The organism is Pantoea sp. Cy-639 (genome assembly GCF_011752525.1).
Taxonomy (GTDB): Bacteria; Pseudomonadota; Gammaproteobacteria; order Pseudomonadales; family Pseudomonadaceae; genus Aquipseudomonas.
This window is the reverse complement of the sequence record NZ_VWXI01000001.1, coordinates 389408-406547: the sequence shown is the minus strand read 5'-3', so window position 1 is coordinate 406547 and position 17140 is coordinate 389408. Positions and strand designations below refer to the sequence as shown.

Genomic DNA, 17140 nt, shown 5'->3' with positions numbered 1-17140 from the left:
GCGGTTTAATTAGAGGTAAGGGATTCGGAGGTGACTTCGGTTCTGATGGGGCGTGACAGTATCAAGTACTTGTAATCATTCGCGGAGGCAGTTGCTGGATAAGTGAAACGCGTCGTACGGCGGCGTGAGCCAGGCTGCTCTTCCATTATCGAATCCACCACTCGCACTCCGTCATTAAAGGTCCACGTGGTCAGGACGAAAGGCCCAGCGTCTTTTCCGACACTGACCAGCTGCCGTTTATTTAACTGCTCGATTACGTACTTGCCTTCCCATTCATAGTGATGGGAGATGCATTGTTGTTCGGCGCCCGGAACTAACGTGTGCGTTACGACACGTGGGGCCAACTCCCCCCGAGACTGGTATCTCACTACTTCCAGCGAACCATCTTCTTCAGCAATGCTGGTAAGCACTCGATCCAACGCTGGGTCCTGGTCATAATCGAAGCGCACATAGCGCTCTGGTATTTTTTTCTGCCCGATACGATGACGCTTGATCGATTCCAGCAAGCAGTTTCGGATGTCCAGTGTTACCTCGTAGCCTTCAGGAGTGTCAGGCCAAACAGTGAATGTGCTTTGCGACGAGCCCTGCAGGGCTATGGAACCATGATTGGCCCGTAGCAGTACCGTGCTAGCGTCTGTGATGCTGTCCAGCCGGATATGCCCTTCAATGCCCTGCCATGCCAGCTTGAGTTCCCCGCCTTGTGGCGAGCGGATACTCGATGTCACTAACACCAGGCCTTTGCGGTCAATCTCCGCTAATTCCGCTTTCCAGGTTTCGCGCTGTTTTTTCAGGTTTGCAATCTGATCGTTTGTAATCTTTTCCTTGTCGATCCATTGCGTCAGGTTAGCGATGATCGTCTGCAATTTTTTCTTATAACTTGTCTTGAACGCTTCACTCGCTTCTTTTCCGTCATGGGTTGCAGGTACCTGAAGCACCTCCTGACGTGCGTCGGAGCCTGCTGGCATCTGCACAGTCAGGGCGGTCCATGCGTGCTCGTCACCTTCGACAGCCGTTATACGGTAGCCGTCCTGATCAAGGAATTTAGTCTTGTCGGCACTCAGTGACTTCATTTGTGCCTTGGTCAAGGTCAACGTGTGGCCGCTGCTTAACGTCAATACCCGGCGCCGATTGTCGAAGTAGGAGAAGCGAAAAGCCCAGCCGTCACCCAGTGCCCCTTCATTGGCGCGTACTGCGGAATAGTGCAGGGTCAGGTCCAGCTCGGGACCTTTACCCTCAAGTCCCCTCAGTGTGGCGAGTGGGTAGTGGGCATGGAACAGGCCGGTGTTCTCGTCTACACCATTGTCCCGAGCGCCCCCTGTATCGTAGACATGCGCTCCTAAGGTCATGCAGCGGTCGGCACAAAGCGTATTGTCGGGACTGAATGATGCTATGTGGTCTGGTGGCGTCTTCAGGTCGCGTTTAAAAGGTCGATGCCAAGGGGATTCAGTAGTGAAGTAGGCACCGATTACACCCACTGATGCTAAGGGTGATGAGTGGGAGGCGGATGAAAGAAATAAAGTATCCCTTCCCGCTAGCGCTTCAATAGTTGTGAAGCGTACACCTGCGCTTATCGCTTCCCGTTCAAGATTTAACTGTAGCAACCGGTTAGATAATATCGCGGTACCGCCGGATACCAAGTTAGGGTAGCGCATATTGTCTTTGGTTAGAGCTAAGAGGTCTTGGCTCTTGATGTTCATGCCTTCAAGGCGATAGTCGCTGTAATGGATGTCTCGATAATTCTCGTAATCAAAAGGACTTTCAGAGTATGTTGTGGTGGGTGTGATGGTATGTGTGAAATTCAGAAAAAAGTTGCCAGTCGATTTCGTCAGTTTTGTGGGGGGCTGTAAACATAAGGTGCCCGTCATGCCAAGTTTCTTAGGTAGCCACAAAGTAATCGTCTTCTCCGGGCTCTCAGCATCATTACTAGGTGAAGGGTGATCTCCAAGGGTCACGTCGGGAAGGCCACTGTTTCGCATGCCGTTTATCAATGCTTGGGTGAACGCTTGGAATGTATTGGTGTATCCCACTTTGAATTTCAATTGCGATCGATAACAAATATACCCTGTGCGATTATCTTGCAGCGTCACTTCAATCGTAATGACTTCCCAGTGCCTGTCGCGCGCTGCTGTAATTCCCCAGTCTGTAAATACTTCCGGCTTTGTATAGTATCCAGCCTTCAAAGCGTCAGCGTCGAACTCTTTCTTTGAACTTGCTAGCTGGAGTAGCCGCTCGTTAATTGTAATGGGCTGATCAGGTTGGCTATCTTGAGATAGCATCGGCACCCGATCATTACTTTCCTCGAGGGGCGCGCTCATCAAGATGCGCAATGGAACCCCCGCACACTTCCACTGCCCGGAGGAGGCGCCATTATCTTTCCCAAGCTCCAAGGCAAGATAGTCGCCCAACAGTGATGCTTGCAGTCTTTCGGCCAAGGCTACCGGCCATTTGCACTGATCAAGCTCTTCAGCGCCAGCCGTGAAGATAAACGGCGAACCCGTCAGTTGCATGCCTGTGACATCATCATGTATGTGGATCCGCAATTCTTCATCCGCCGCGAGTGCTCGCGATGCGGCGAAGTTGTCATGGACTACCCATGGCGCAGGATCTACGGTTACCGACAAATCCGAAAGCTGTGGCATCCACAGGGAGTTCCCCTGATCGTTCAGGGTGATACTGATACCGTTATCCTCCAGCACGCCGGCCCGCAGTATCTGACTGTTGTGCATCACCGCTTCGCACAGCGCTCTGGCCCGAGCAGTTGAAGTAGTACCGGCCTCGAAGGTAACCACAATTGATTCCAGTAAACCCTGACTGATGCGGTCACGTACTTGAACGCACATGCGGTGTGCCGCTTGGAAATCGACGCTCGCCAAATTGTGTGCCATCACCTGATTAGCGGCGAACGGTGCATTGGTAAATAGCCTCGCATGAGTGGAAAACACCCATAGACGGTTGTAATCCTCACGGGAAGACGCGGCGATGCAATCCGCCGTGGAGTAGCTCGCTGTGCCTACTTCGAAAGTGGTGCCCTTGATGACGCCCCCATGAAGTAATTTGGAATCGTCGACCAGCGTGTCATCGTCACGGATCGCTGTAACAAGGGCTGCCGGCCATTTATCTTTGGTGCGGTTGGCCGCTGTGGCTGTCAATGCAACCATTTTCAATATGCGCCCGTCATCCTTACCAACCGCCCACACACGTATGACCTCGTTCAATGCAAGATCTCTGTCAGCCAACAAGTAGCAAGGCGAAGTCCACTCACATCTTGGAATGCCAATTCGTTCTTCTGCAAAACCGACCATGCAGGGCAGGGCGTCATTAAACGGGGTGGGAACAAAGGCAGTTACGTCAGTGGGGGCAGAGTCAGGCTGATCACGTGCAGCTGCCAAGGTATCACGTGCCCGTGCTTCAGCTTTACGTGCTTCTATTGCTGGTTTGAATAGCTCAATGTTTTCCAGCGAATAGATCGTGCGAATATCTTTCACGGTAATGGCTGTAACGTCGTCTGGCGCTTTGAAGTAATTCAGCAGCCTGTGTTTTTTTGCGAATTCATTTTTGATTTCTCTGAACGCCTCGTCTGTTGATACACTGAGATGTTGTACATACGCTAGGGAAGGACTGATATCTCTCATGTAGCCGACGATACTGTAATTTCCAAGCTCGGCCGGGAGTGGATGGTCAGGTCTGGTATAGTCATGGGTTCCGGTGTCCTGGTAGAATTCGGCCGGCTCCTTGAGTTCAATAAGTGCCGGAATATGGCTGTTGGTGTCCTGGTGGAGCTCGGCCGGTTCCTTGAGTTCAATAAGTACCGGAATATGGCTGTTGGAGAGCGCCGGTATATCTGTAATTGATTTTTCAATTGCGCCCGCTTCTATAAATTCATCTACCAGGTCGTTGTAGACGGTCTCATATCTCTCGTATGCTTTAGGATTGCAGCTATGCACTGTGATGCGCTCGGTCGCGATGCCATCGATTGCCAGTAGAAGTTCTGTATGTGCTCTGCCCAATGCTGTTTTGTCGAATACAAAGCGTCTAGGGTATTTTCGCTCACTATCTTGGGCTGCCGTAATTCCCTCGTCGTCCACACTCCAGTATGTACTAGCGTTATTGTAAGTTTTCTGAATCCTTATGTTGTCGCCATGTTTTAGCATGGCTTTCTCGATCACGCTTTTGTTATAGCCATACTTGAACATTTCTGTGAAACGACCCATGGGAGACTCCAGTTTATCTTTGAGTGAACGCTAATGGGCGGTGTGGCAGGATCGAGATGTATCATGCTCACCGTGCCAGGGGATATTTGCCTTTTTGCGGGCATACTGATGAAACTGTGAATCTGGCTAGGCGTTTTGCCTTGCGAACTTGTACTTACTCTCATCCTTTGACGGCACTCCGGCAACTGATAAAAGTGACAGTGGACATGTGAACAAAAGTGAGGGCCTCGGCGTCCGAGGTATTCGGTTTCTCTGCGGGGGGGGGGGCTACCCTGTTAACACGGACACTTTCGAGTAAGCTCAGATCGAGCCGAAGGAGTGTTCATGTCCAAGCGTAAAAATACAGTCCCGAGTTCAAGCGGGAGGCTGTCGAGTTGGCCCATCGTTCAGAAGCCAGCTGCCGCCAAATCGCTCAAGAAATCGGAGTAGCTCCGAGCCTATTGAATCGCTGGGTTCGCGAGGCACAGCCAGGTACAGAAAAAATCTTTCCCGGAACAGGTAGCCCACGAGATGAGGAACTAGCCCGCCTCAAGCGTGAGCTGGCCCACGTGCTCAAGAGAATGCGCGTCTGGTGAGGCGCATTCATGAGATTCATGAGGACAGCCGTGGCGTAATCGGTACACCGCGTATGCATGAGGATCTGCTCGACGAGGGCGAAACCGTCAGCCTGAACCGCGTTGCTCGCCTGATGGCGGCGGAGCGAATTCAAGGCTGGCCACGCCGCAAGAAACGCGGCCTTGGCCGAACAACCATTGGCCGCCCAGCAGGGGTGAAAAACCTGCTGGAGCGCGACTTCTGCGCCCTGGAGCCGGAACGAAAATGGGTTACGGATATCACGGAAATCGCGCGTCGCCGGGGTCAAAAAGAAAGAGGCCGAAAGGCCTCTTTTTTATGCTTGGGAGTTCTTGGGCGACCGGATTTTCCCTCAGGAAGTCGAAATCTGGTGAATGGCCGAGCAGAGATAGCGCATTGCAGTGCGGTCTTTCTCGGGAAGGGCGCGGAAGTGTTCGAGGAGGTTCGACTCTTCATCGCTGAGCCGCTGGCGGGAGGCTCTGCTCAGGGTTGGAGCCAGCTCGCGGAAGAACTGCAGCAAATTATTGTTCTTGGGTGCCATGCATTCACCTTGTTTTGCTATCCATCCTTGGGTGATTGTTCGAGGTCCGTGCTTGGGCAGGCGCGCTCAGGCAAGCACGTGGCGAAGGCTGAAGTCTAGAGGCGCGTGGCAGGGGTAGCATCAAGCGCTTCATTACATTTCTTGTCTCCCTGCTCCCGCCAGATGCAGGCCTGGCAGAAGGGGCCGCGATGCGGCCCCGTGCTCCTGGGTCAATCGCTCGCCTTGGGTGCGAAGCGCAGGATCAGGCAGGCTATCACCGCCGACAATATCGACCCCAGCAGGATGCCGATCTTGGCCGCGTCGATCTTTTCGGGCTGCCCAGGGAAGGCCAGCTCGCCGATGAACAGGCTCATGGTGAAGCCGATGCCGCAGAGCATCGCCACGCCATAGATCTGCAGCCAGCTGGCGCCACGCGGTTTGCTGGCCAGGCCGGTCTTCACCGCCAGCAGCACGCCGCCGAACACGCCGAGCTGCTTGCCCAGCAACAGGCCGAGGGCAATCGCCAGCGGCAGCGGGGCGACGATATCGCTCCAGCCCAGGTTGCCGAAGGAGACCCCGGCATTGGCGAAGCCGAAGGCCGGCACGATGAGGAACGCCACCCAGGGCGCCAGGCCGTGTTCGAGCTTGAGCAGCGGGCTCGCCTCACGGGGCTTGCCGGCGCCGGCGCTGTAGGGGATCAGCAGGGCGCCGACCACGCCGGCGATGGTGGCGTGCACGCCCGACAGCAGGGTCACGTACCACAGCGCGGCCACGCCGAGCAGGTAGGGCCACAGTGCCACCACGCGCAGGCGGTTGAAGGCCAGCAACAGGGCGACGATACCGGCAGCGCCGGCCAGCGCCAGCAGGTTGATCGACGAGGTGTAGAACACTGCGATGATCGCCACTGCCCCCATGTCGTCGATGATCGCCACCGACACCAGCATCACCTTCAACGACAGCGGCGCATGTCGGCCGAGCAGGGCCAGGGCGCCGACCGCGAAGGCGATGTCGGTGGCCGCCGGGATCGCCCAGCCGCCGGCCAGGCCCGGCTCGCCGCACGACACCGCGAGGTAGATCAGCGCCGGCACGGCCATGCCCATCAGTGCCGGCAGGGCCGGCAGGCGGCGCTGCTCCCAGCTGGCCAGGCGGCCATCGACCAGCTCACGCTTGATCTCCAGGCCCACCAGCAGGAAGAAGATCGCCATCAGGCCATCGTTGATCCACATGTGCACGGTCATCGGGCCGAGCTTGTCGGTCAGGGTCGGGCCGACCTGCAGGTGCATCAGGTGCTGGTAGGCCTCGGCCCAGGGGCTGTTGGCGATGACAATGGCCAGTGCGGCGGTGAGCATCAGCAGCACGCCGCCAGCGGCTTCGCTGGTCAGCAAGCGTTGCAGCAGCGAGCGCTGCCGGACAGGGGAGAGTGGGGCATTCATGCGGGAGTCCTCGTTCATGACGTCGCGCTCGTGCAGGCAGCGGCGTGGCGTACGGCGGGCACGGCAAGACGATGGCGCCGGAAGCGACGGGCCACTGCGGCGAAGGGCGAGAAGAAGGATGGGTGACGCGGCGCAGCAGGTTGTGCCGTGCGGACACGGGACGTAGCTGGCCATGGGAAATGGGGGCATGCGTGCAACATGGACGGATCTCACGGAAAACAAATGAATGTTCTCCGTATTCGGGAAGGCTCCCGGGCGCACGCAGCACACGCCAGGCGCGCATTTTAGCGATACGCACGAATGGATGCGCGGGTTATTTGCGTCGAAATGTTGCCAAGCAGGTGTGCGCCCCCTAGCATCCACCTTCAGGAGATGGCATTCCTCCTTGAACCGCCTCGTGCTGATGATGCCTGCGCAACCCCCATCGAAGGGCGCGCAGGCGGCTGCCTGTCTCTCCATGGGGGTCTTTCCGACCTTTGATGGAGTCTGTCGATGTACCTGTCCTTGTTTTCCGTTGTCGTCGGTGGCAGTGCCGGTTGCGTGCTGCGCTGGATAGTGGGCCTGCGCCTGAATTCGCTGTTCCCCGGCATGCCGTTCGGCACCTTGCTGGTCAACCTGGTCGGTGGTTTCGTCATCGGCGGGGCGATGGCCTTCTTCCTGCGTTTCCCGAATCTCGACCCGGCCTGGCGCCTGCTGATCACCACGGGCTTCTGTGGCGGGCTGACCACCTTCTCGACGTTCTCGGCCGAAGTGCTGTCGATGCTCATGCACGGCCGTGCCGGCTGGGCCATGGCCACGGTGCTGGCCCATGTGCTTGGCTCGTTGCTGATGACCTTCGCCGGATTCGCCCTGGTGCGCTGGCTGGGCTGAAGGGCCGTCGTGTGGCTGCCAGTGCCATTTGGCCAGGCGTTGCGCTGGTGGTCCGCACTGTATCGTTCGCCTGGTGTGTGATCACGCCCTTTTTCACTGGTGCGGCGCATCGGCAGCGACAGGGATATCACCCTGCGTACACGTGAGTCGGCCAGGTTGCTGGTCATCGACCCTGAGCGGAGGGGCTGCTGTTCCGGCTCGTCCACACCCAGGGGCCCCTGGCCGGCGATGACTACTGGGCCACCCCTGGCGGTGGTTTCGCGGGCGCTGATCCGCGCGTACGTGCTGTGTTCGCGCAGGCAGACCAGCACGTGGGTCTGGTCTTCGAACACGTCGCGGCAAACGATCATCGCCTTGCTCAGGGCAGTGACGAAGCGGTCGATGGCATTGCCCGACTCGGCCAGCTCGAAACGCAGGCCGCCGGGATTGTTGTAGAAGATCGGTCGCTCGAAGCAACGTTCGCCGAAGATGCGCTGGATTTCCTGTTGCAGACTCAAGCTTGCCTCACAGGTCGGATGCCGGAGTGTATGAAGCGGCCATGGTACGTGGCACAACCTTACGATAAAACCAGAATCCTCCCACAGAGGCTCTGGCATGGGTATCATGCGGCTTTCGCCACCTGCCCGAGGGTCGTACATGGACACCCATTCGCTTCTCGCCTTCACCCTGGTCGCCGCGATCGCCATCGCCAGCCCCGGACCTGCCACCCTGATGGCGATCAACAACAGCCTGGCCCATGGCCAGCGCAGTGCGGTGTGGTCGTCGCTGGGCAATGCCAGCGGACTGTTCTGCCTGTCGGCGGCGGCGATGCTAGGGCTGGGCGCGCTGCTGGCCAGCTCCGAGATGCTGTTCAACGCCGTCAAGCTGGTCGGCGCCGGCTACCTGTTCTACCTCGGTGCCCGGCAATTGCTGAAGAACAGCCCGATGCTGGTGGCCGGGACGGAGCAGGGCGATGCCCGGCGTCGGCCGACGCCAGCGAAGCTGTACAAGTCGGCATTCCTCACCGCCGTCACCAATCCCAAGGCGACGATGTTCTTCACCGCGCTGTTTCCGCAGTTCATCGACCAGGGGGCTGCACTGCTGCCGCAGTTCCTGCTGCTGACCGGGATCTTCATCCTGTTGTCGCTGACGTCATTGAGCCTGTACGCCGCGCTTGCCGCCCGGGCCAAGGGTGTGCTGACCCGACCGTCGCTGTCGCGCTGGGTGAGCCGGGTAGTGGGCACCACCTTCATCGGCTTTGGTGCGGCGATTCTGGCGATGCGTCGGCAGACGGCCTGAGGCTGTCCACGCAAGCGTGCCTCTCGAGGGCCGCTTGCGAATGGGCATCGACGACACGGCGAGCCCTGGCCAAACAACTTTCAAGTTGATCAAAAGTTGTACGAGCTGCCGCTGGAAAGATGCTTTTCAGCAAAGTGCCTAAATATTTCGACGCGCAATTCGTTTCTGTCGGTAAGAAGGCTTCGGCACATCTGTGTGGCAGTTGGATTGTTGGACAGTTTTACCAGTTGCGGCTCTCCAGGCCATGAACCAGAAGGCCTGTAGAACTTGTATCGAGTATTTCAAGGAATGAATAGACGAACTTGATCAACTTTTGATCAAGTAGCAGGTAGCGCTGTCCCGACGAACTAAAGTTTCATGAGTTGTGCCGATACCCTCAAATAAGTAAGCCGGAAAGTTCAGGCTGTTGCCGACGCCGGTGAGCGTCTTTCGCGCTGTTTCGTTTGCATGGGTGTTGTATGTCGTACCGGTTAGCCAGTTCCCGCCGTTGTTCCGCCCCTTGCGTGCTGTTGTCGCTGGCCTGGCTGGGCCTGTACGGCGACGTCCAGGCCGAACCGGTGGCGCCGGGGCAGGAAGCCTTGCGCCAACAGCAACAGCAGCAGCGCGACTTGCAGCAATTGCAACTGGAGCAACGCCGCCGACAATTGCAGCGCGGCACGTTCGCGCCACCCGGCGGCACCGTGCAGGCGCCGCAGTCGGTGGCGCAGGATGAGTACTGCTGGGCGGTGAGCGGCGTGCGCGTCGGCGGAGTCACGCTGATCGAGCGCAGTGTCGTCGACGCACGTATCCAGCCACTGCTGGCACCGTGCATGGGCGTTGGCCAGATCAACCACCTGCTGGCGACCATCACCGCGCTGTATGTCGAGAAAGGCTACATCGCCAGCCGCCCCTACCTGGCCAGTGCCCCGGCAGCCGGCCAGTCGCTGGACATCCTGGTCGACGAGGGCTATCTGGAGGCCATCGAGCTGGCCGACCAGCAACTGCCGGTGTCCCTGGCAGGAGCCTTCCCCGACATGCTCGGGCGACCGCTCAATCTGCGAGATCTGGAGCAGGGCCTGGACCAGTTGAATCGCCTGCGTTCGGTCGATCTCGGCGCCGATATCGCCCCGGGCAGCCAGCCGGGCGCCTCGCGCATCATCCTGCGTGCTCGCAGTGCCGGACAGCCCCGGGTATCGCTGGGCCTGGGCCTGGACAATCTCGGCAGCGCCAGTACCGGACGTGACCGCAGCGTGCTCAGCCTGGGCCTGGACAGCCCCTTGGGGCTCAACGACCTGCTCAGCCTCAGCGCCAGCGACACCCTCAACCAGGCGGACCGCTACAGTCGCAACGCCAGCCTCTACTATGCCGTGCCCTACGGCTACTGGACCTTCAGCCTGTTCGCCAGCCACGCCGAGTACCGCGCGCCGGTCAAGCTCAGCAGCCAGACCTTGTACAGCACGGGCATCACCGACCAGCTCAGCCTGCGCGGCGAGCGGGTGCTGTGGCGCGACCAGAGCCATCAGCTGAGCGCCAGCCTGCAACTGGCGCACAAGGACGTCGACAGTGAGTTCGCCAAGGTGCGCCTGGATATCCAGAGCCCCACGCTGACCGTGGCCGAGGCCGGCCTCAACCTGTTCTGGCTCGACCGCGCGGTCTGGAACCTGGACTTCAACTATGCCCAGGGCCTGCGCTGGCTTGGCGCCGACGACGATGCCCGGCGTCTGGTCGACGATTTGCCCCGGGCACAGTTCCACAAGTACCGCGCCAGTCTCGGCCAGTGGCGCAACGGCCAGTTGGCCGGCCAGCCCTGGCAGTGGCAGAGCCAGCTCAACCTGCAGTACAGCCCCGACCCGTTGCCGGCCATCGAGCAGTTGCTTGGCACCGACGATTCCGCGGTACGCGGCTACCGGGTCAGCAGCCTGTCCGGCGCCAGCGGGGCGATCTGGCGCAACACCCTGCGCCTGCCGCTGCGTCAGCAGGGGCCGCTGGGCATCACCCCGCGCATCGGCCTGGACCACGGCTGGATCAAGGCCGACCACGGCGCCACCAGCCAGCGCCTGGGCGGCGCCAGCCTCGGCCTGAACCTGGCCTGGAAAGACCTGCAGTTCGACCTCGACTACCAACGCAGCCTGACCACCCCCAGCGGCTTGCACCGCGAGCCGGAAGTCTGGCTGTTCCGGGCCAGCGTACAGATCTGAGCCCGGGTACACCGTATTGCAGCACCTACATGGAGAGTGACCTATGACGATGAACACCTTTGCCTTCAATCTGTCTCCCCAGGGCAAGCTGCGCTGGGCGATCGCCAGTCTGTTCCTCGCGGCGAGCCTGCCCCAGGCGCTGGCCGGGGGGCTAGTGGTGGCGCCCGGACCGGGCGGCACGGCGCAACTGCAGACCCAGGGCGGCGTGCCCATCGTCAATATCGTCGCGCCCAACGGCGCGGGCCTGTCGCACAACCAGTTCCTCGACTACAACGTCGAACGCCAGGGCGTGGTGCTGAACAATGCCTTGCAGGCCGGCAACTCCCAGCTGGCCGGGCAACTGGCGGCCAACCCACAGTTCCAGGGCCAGGCGGCCAGCGTGATCCTCAACGAGGTGATCAGCCGCAATCCTTCGGCCATCAACGGGGCCCAGGAGATCTTCGGCCGCGCTGCCGATTATGTGCTGGCCAATCCCAATGGCATTTCGGTCAACGGTGCCAGTTTCATCAATGCGCCCAATGCCAGCCTGGTGGTGGGCCGACCTGAACTGAACGATGGCAAGCTGCAGGCATTGAACACCCGTGATGCCAGTGGTCAGTTGCAGGTGCAGGGCGGTGGCCTGCGCAACGACGGTGGTTCGGTCAACCTGATCGCCCCGCGTATCGACAGCCAGGGCCGTCTCGCTGCCCGTGACCAGCTCAATCTCAGCGTCGGGCGCCAGCGCGTGGACCACGCCAGCGGGCAGCTCAGTGATATCGATCCGGCGGCTGCCAGCGGCGAACGACGTATTGATGCAAGCCTGTTCGGTGCGATGCAGGCCGGGCGCATCAATATTGTCAGCACCGCCGAGGGCGCGGGTGTGCGGGTCGGTGCCGTGCAGGTCGAGGGGCGCGATGGTGTGCAGATCCGCTCGGCTGGTGACTTGAGCATCAGCGGCGAGGCACAGGCCAACGCGTTGCAGGCGACCCGTGCCGGCATCACCAGCCAGGGTGATGTCGGCCTGCGCAGCGGCCAGGACCTGACCCTGGCCGCCGCCGACGTGCATGGCCGCGATGTACGCCTGGATGCCGGGCGCAACCTCACCCTGACCACCGTGCAGAGTCGCAAGTTGCAGGAGCAGCGCGAGAACTGGCGCAGTGGCGCGCTGGGCATCGACTGGGAAACCTACCAGCGCACCCAGACCGACAGCGACACCCGCGAGCATGGCAGCCAGGTGGTCGCCCAGCGCGATGCTCGATTGAGCGCGCAACAGGACACCCTGATCAACGCCGCCGGCCTCGAGGCGGCGGGCACCTTGAGCGTCGACAGCGGCGCCGACCTGCGCCTGAGCGCTGCCACCGATCAGCATGTGCAGACTGACCAGGGCAAGCACACCAAGGGCTTCTGGAAGGCCGACTGGGACAAGCGCACGCAAACCCAGCGCAGCGTCACCACCCAGCTCAAAGGCGGCGACATCAACTTGCAGGCCAAGGGGGCGTTGACCACTGAAGGCGCGCAGTTGGCCAGCGGCAAGGACATCCGCATCACTGGCAAGCAGGTGCAGATCGGCACTGCCTCGCGTACCGACGCGCGCGACAGCCATGACCAGCAGAGCAAGTTCTTCGGCATCAGCCACAACCAGGCCAGCGCCGGCAGCCGCGAGAGCACGGCGGTGCGCAGCGAGCTGGTGGCAGGTGGCACGCTTGGCCTGAGCAGCGGCGAGAACCTGGATGTGGTCGGCGCCACGGTCAAGGCCAACGGCGCGCTGAGTGCCGAAGCCGCCGGCGACGTCACCTTGAGTGCTGCCGAAGACCGTCGCGAGCACAGCTCCAGCAGCGACAGCCGTGGCTTTGTCGCCTCGGCTGGGGCGACGAAACCGGGCAGCGGGCAGTACCGCGCCGGTGTCGGCTATGTGAGCGAGCACCAAGGCAGCAGCGCCACCGATGTCACCCAGCACGGCGCCAACCTCAGCGCCAGCTCGGTGCAGGTCAATGCCGGCAGCGAGCTGGCACTCAAGGGCGCGACGCTGCAGTCCACCGCCGGCGACACCACCCTCGGCGGCCAGCAGGTGTCGTTGCAGGCCGGACAGGACCAGCACAGCGAGAGCGCCGACAGCCGCCGCACCGGTGGCGGCCTGTATGTCACCGGTGGCCTCGATCGCGCCGGTGCCGGGGTCGATTTCGCCCACGCCACCAGTGCCGATGCGGCCAGCAGCAGCACTGCGAAGACCAGCAGCGTGAGCAGCAGCGGCAACCTGACCATCAACGCGGGCACTTTGCTCAGCGAAGGGGCGCAGGTGAGCAGCGCCAAGGGATTGACCGTGACGGCCGACGCGGTGGACAACCGTGCGGCGCGCGATAGCACCAGCAGCAGCCACCAGCAGAGCAGCTGGACGGCGGACATCGGCGTCAATGCCGAGTACAAGGACATCGTCCGGCCGATCGCCGGTGTGGTCAGCGATGTGATCGATGGCAAGCTGTCGGTCAAGGACGCCCTCGACGGCAAGCTGCCGGTCAAGGAGGCGCGCGACGTGCTCGAGGGCAAGGCCTCGCTGGTCGACACCCTGGGCAAGCTGGGTTCGCCGAACCTGGGCGTCGATGTTGCAGTCGGCCATGCCAGCCAGCAGCAGTCCGAGCAGACGGGAACTGCGGTGGTGAGCCAGTTCAGCGGACAGCATGTCGACCTCGACGTCGCCGGCGCACTGAAGGACCAGGGCACCCGCTACACCGCCAGCGAGGGTGCTTTGAACGTGCATGCGGGCTCGCTGCAGGCGGACGCGGCCAGCAACACCCATGAACGCAGCGACCGTCAGGTCAATGCCGATGTCGCGGCGCGGGTCTACACCAAGACTGGCGAGGATCTCAATGTCACCGCCAGCGGCTCAGGCGGCAGCAAGCGCATCGACGAGGGCTCGTCCACCGCAGTGGTGGGCGCCTTTACCGCGAGCCAGGGCGTGAACGTCCAGGTGGGCGGCGACGCGCGCCTCGAAGGTAGCCGCCTCGACGGTGGCCAAGGCGGCGTGACCCTCGCCACGGGTGGCGAACTGGCGCTGCAGCAGGCCAGTGATCAGACCCATCGCGACAGCAGCAAGCTGGACGGCAGCGGATCGCTGACTGTCGGTACCTTGCCGGTGGGTGACAAGGTCGACCTGGGTGTCGCTGGGCAACTCGACTACAGCGGCGAACAGCAGGCCGACAGCAAGGCGCGGGTGGTGCAGGTCACCGGCCAGGGCCCGGTGCGCCTGAGCAGCGGTGGCGGCCAGGTCCAGCAGGGCACGGACATTCGCACCACAGGCCCGCTCGAGGTCAAGGCCGGTGGCACCCTGGAACTGCAAGCGGCCAGTGACAGCCGCACGGTGAACGGCTTGCAACTTGGCGGCGGCTTGAACCTGGGCGGCAAGTCCGCCACTGGCGAGCAGGGCCATGAGCTGGCTGGCACGCTCGGCGGCAACGTCAAGGCGGGGCAGACCCGCGAGGCATCGACCACCCTCCAAGGTGGCCACCTCGAGTCCCGCGACACGGTAGCGTTGCAGGGGCAGTCGGTGCATTTGCAGGGGAGTCAGGTGGCCGGCCGTGATGTCGCCGTGAGCGCGGGGGCGGGCGGGCTGGTCATGGAGTCGGCGCAGTCGACCCAAGGCCGCACCAACTGGGGGGTGGACCTCAAGGCCGGTGGCAACCTGGCCCAGACCACGCCGGTCGATGCCGATCAGCCGGGCAAGGCTAGCCAGGGCTTCGAGCTGGGCGCCAAGGTCCAGGTGGATCACCTGCAAGCCACCACCCAGGGCAATAGCCGTATCAACGCCGACAGCGTTCAGCTCGACAGCGTCGGCCAGGCGCAGCTCAGCGGCGCACGGGTCGAAGGCAGGCAGGTCGGGGGGCAACTGGACGGCGGACTGGTGATCCAGGATCGCCAGGACACCCGGACCTCGGTGCGTCTCGACCTGGGCGCCGGACTGACCGGCAAGCCTGGTGAAGCCAAGGAAGGGGAGGCGCCGGCCAAGCAGGACTACAAGCCATCTTTCAATGCCCAGGGCGAGTTCGTGCGTTCGGCGAAGGTGAAGGACGATTCGCGCATCACCGCCGAGGCTGGCCTGGCGCTGGCGGGGTCGGGCGTGGAGCAGGGCGGTACGTTGCTCGGTGCCGAGCTGAAACCGGTCAGCTACGAGCTCAAGGCCACGTTGGACCAGCCGACGCTGCCGGAACTGAGCCTGCCTGCTGCCTCGCTCGAGAATGGCAAGTTGACGGTCGGGCCGGTGACGGTCGAAGGGCATATCGACGGGCTGTTGTAAGCTGTGCTACCCGGGGTCGGTTCGCGGCCCCGACACGGTCAAGGCCGCTCCTGCAGGCACCACCGATGGCGGTGTCCGCAGGAGCGGCCTTGGTCGTTTCTGGGGGGCTCAGGGCACTGCCGAGAACACCGACCCGGTCATGCGTTCGCTGAGCAGCTCCAGTGCCCGCAATCCCGCCAGCGAGTTGCCCGAGGCATTGAGCGCCGGCGACCATACGCAGATGCTGTAGCGCCCCGGCACCACGGCGACGATCCCGCCGCCCACGCCGCTCTTGCCCGGCAGGCCGACCCGATAGGCGAAATTGCCGGCTTCGTCATACAGCCCGCTGGTGGCCATGATCGCGTTCACCTGCTGCGCCTGGCGCGGGCTCAGCACCTGCTCGCGGCTGTGCGGGCAATAGCCGCTGTTGGCGAGGAAGGTGAAACCACGCGCCACGTCCACGCAGCTCATCGACAGGGCGCAGTGATGGAAATAGCTGCGCAGCACCGCATCGACATCGTTGTGGAAGTTGCCGAAGGACTGCATCAGGTAGGCCATGGCCGCGTTGCGCGCGCGGTGCTGGTATTCCGACTCGGCCACCACCGGGTCGCTGACGATACGTGGGTTGGCCGCCAGGCGGCGGACGAAGTCGCGCATCGACAGCGACGGGGTGGCATAGCGCGACTGATTGATATCGCAGATCACCAGGGCGCCGGCGTTGATGAACGGGTTGCGTGGCCGGCCTTTCTCCACCTCCAGCTGCACCAGCGAGTTGAACGCCTGGCCGGACGGCTCGTAGCCCAGGCGCGACCAGATGGCCTCGCCGCTGTGGTTGATCGCCTGGACCAGGCTGAACACCTTGGAAATGCTCTGGATCGAGAACGGGGTGCGGGCATCGCCGGCACAGTGCAACTGGCCGTCGAGGCCCTGTACGGCAATGCCCAGCTGGTGCGGGTCGACCTGGGCCAGGGCAGGGATGTATTGCGCCACCTGGCCTTGGTCGAGCAGGGGGCGGACTTGATCGAGGATCTCTTGCAGGAGTGCTTGCATGGTGGCCTGGGATGGGAGAAAGGCGAAACGCTTGCGGGTCTGACGCAAGCAGGGGCGCGGGCGACACAGGATAGCTGACAGTCAGCGTGGAAAGATGAAGGTTCGGTAGGTTCTGAATGTTCATCTGATCTGCTTTTTTTACGCGAACCTGATTCTGTAACCGTATCAGCGGGGGGCGGACAATATCGCCATGTCCAGCGCGCCGCCCCGGCGAGCCGGGCAGGCCAGGCCCGCATCGTCCCGCCTTGCCGTTCCGTCATCACACTGTAGAGGTTCCGATGGGCAAGCTCGCTCTGTTCCTGGGTGGTTTTCTGCTGCTGACTATCATGATCGGTCTGCTGGGCACCATTCCACCCAGCTGATACGCCGGTTTTTCCGTTTCAGCCCGCCTGGTGCATAGGCGGGCGCGCCGCTCCCGCCCCGTTTGACCGCAGTCATCTAGACAAGCGGTATCTGCAAGTCGTTCTCAAGTAGCAGACGCTCGTGTAATCTCGCGCCCCCGTCAAACAGGCCCGGGCACACGGGCCATCATCTGCCTTGGAGTCGATACACACTATGGAATGCAAGAAAGGCACTGCAGCGATGCTGGAGTGGCGCGGGCGTTTTCTCGGCGAGGGCATCCTGCACGAGGAAGACTACGATCAGGCACTGCGCCGAGCCGAAGAGTTGGAGCGTTCCGGAGTGATCACTGCAAGCGAATGGATCGAACTGGTCAAGTTGGCCAATGCTGCCCTTTTGCGTTTGCGATAAATCCTTCAAGCCCTTCTGAAACTGTCCACAAA

General features: G+C 61.6%; 8 protein-coding genes, 2 pseudogenes and 1 riboswitch. Of the genes and pseudogenes, 6 read left to right on the top strand and 4 right to left on the bottom strand.

The window, feature by feature from the left end; translation table 11 throughout:
- Window positions 1-5: 5 nt before the first annotated feature.
- Window positions 6-4211, bottom strand: a complete 4206-nt coding sequence (locus tag F3J43_RS01910) for a hypothetical protein (protein ID WP_166883123.1) — start codon at window positions 4209-4211, stop codon at window positions 6-8.
- A 324-nt stretch (window positions 4212-4535) separates the two neighbouring features.
- Between F3J43_RS01910 and F3J43_RS23945 the strand changes: the two are divergent.
- A pseudogene (locus tag F3J43_RS23945) lies at window positions 4536-5073 on the top strand (IS3 family transposase); the annotation flags it as partial.
- Window positions 5074-5534: 461 nt separating this feature from the next.
- Here the strand turns inward: F3J43_RS23945 and nhaA are convergent.
- Window positions 5535-6737, bottom strand: coding sequence for a Na+/H+ antiporter NhaA (gene nhaA, locus F3J43_RS01895; protein WP_166883120.1), 1203 nt, complete (start codon window positions 6735-6737; stop codon window positions 5535-5537).
- A gap of 359 nt (window positions 6738-7096) precedes the next feature.
- Window positions 7097-7157, top strand: a riboswitch (Fluoride riboswitch).
- Between the two features lie 72 nt (window positions 7158-7229).
- Here nhaA and crcB point away from each other — a divergent pair.
- A complete protein-coding gene (crcB, locus tag F3J43_RS01890; protein WP_166883119.1) occupies window positions 7230-7607 on the top strand; it encodes a fluoride efflux transporter CrcB in 378 nt (125 codons plus the stop codon).
- A 281-nt stretch (window positions 7608-7888) separates the two neighbouring features.
- Here the strand turns inward: crcB and F3J43_RS24405 are convergent.
- Window positions 7889-8203: pseudogene (locus F3J43_RS24405) on the bottom strand (DUF3885 domain-containing protein); the annotation flags it as partial.
- 40 nt (window positions 8204-8243) lie between these two features.
- On the opposite strand from F3J43_RS24405, the gene F3J43_RS01885 reads away from it, so the two are divergent.
- From F3J43_RS01885 to F3J43_RS01875, 3 genes are all read left to right on the top strand, one after another.
- Window positions 8244-8885 carry a LysE family translocator gene (locus F3J43_RS01885; RefSeq protein WP_166883118.1) on the top strand — a complete coding sequence of 214 codons (642 nt, stop codon included), beginning with the start codon at window positions 8244-8246 and terminating at the stop codon, window positions 8883-8885.
- 458 nt (window positions 8886-9343) lie between these two features.
- The gene (locus F3J43_RS01880) at window positions 9344-11062 is read left to right on the top strand and encodes a ShlB/FhaC/HecB family hemolysin secretion/activation protein (protein WP_166883117.1); all 1719 of its coding nucleotides are present in this window, start codon (window positions 9344-9346) and stop codon (window positions 11060-11062) included.
- Window positions 11063-11105: 43 nt separating this feature from the next.
- A complete protein-coding gene (locus F3J43_RS01875) occupies window positions 11106-15329 on the top strand; it encodes a hemagglutinin repeat-containing protein (RefSeq protein ID WP_166883116.1) in 4224 nt (1407 codons plus the stop codon).
- Between the two features lie 108 nt (window positions 15330-15437).
- Here the strand turns inward: F3J43_RS01875 and glsB are convergent, their stop codons facing one another.
- Window positions 15438-16358 (bottom strand): glutaminase B, encoded by a 921-nt coding sequence (gene glsB, locus F3J43_RS01870; protein ID WP_166883115.1) that lies wholly within the window; start codon window positions 16356-16358, stop codon window positions 15438-15440.
- A gap of 555 nt (window positions 16359-16913) precedes the next feature.
- Between glsB and F3J43_RS01865 the strand changes: the two genes are divergently transcribed.
- Window positions 16914-17108, top strand: coding sequence for a hypothetical protein (locus F3J43_RS01865; RefSeq protein WP_166883114.1), 195 nt, complete (start codon window positions 16914-16916; stop codon window positions 17106-17108).
- Window positions 17109-17140: the final 32 nt, after the last annotated feature.

Excerpts from the sequence above, each read along its gene's own strand:
- F3J43_RS01865 (WP_166883114.1), top strand. The coding sequence starts at position 16,914 with ATGGAATGCAAGAAAGGCACTGCAGCGATGCTGGAGTGGCGCGGGCGT.
- nhaA (WP_166883120.1), bottom strand. The coding sequence starts at position 6,737 with ATGAATGCCCCACTCTCCCCTGTCCGGCAGCGCTCGCTGCTGCAACGC.
- F3J43_RS01875 (WP_166883116.1), top strand. The coding sequence starts at position 11,106 with ATGACGATGAACACCTTTGCCTTCAATCTGTCTCCCCAGGGCAAGCTG.
- F3J43_RS01880 (WP_166883117.1), top strand. The coding sequence starts at position 9,344 with ATGTCGTACCGGTTAGCCAGTTCCCGCCGTTGTTCCGCCCCTTGCGTG.
- crcB (WP_166883119.1), top strand. The coding sequence starts at position 7,230 with ATGTACCTGTCCTTGTTTTCCGTTGTCGTCGGTGGCAGTGCCGGTTGC.
- glsB (WP_166883115.1), bottom strand. The coding sequence starts at position 16,358 with ATGCAAGCACTCCTGCAAGAGATCCTCGATCAAGTCCGCCCCCTGCTC.
- F3J43_RS01910 (WP_166883123.1), bottom strand. The coding sequence starts at position 4,211 with ATGGGTCGTTTCACAGAAATGTTCAAGTATGGCTATAACAAAAGCGTG.
- F3J43_RS01885 (WP_166883118.1), top strand. The coding sequence starts at position 8,244 with ATGGACACCCATTCGCTTCTCGCCTTCACCCTGGTCGCCGCGATCGCC.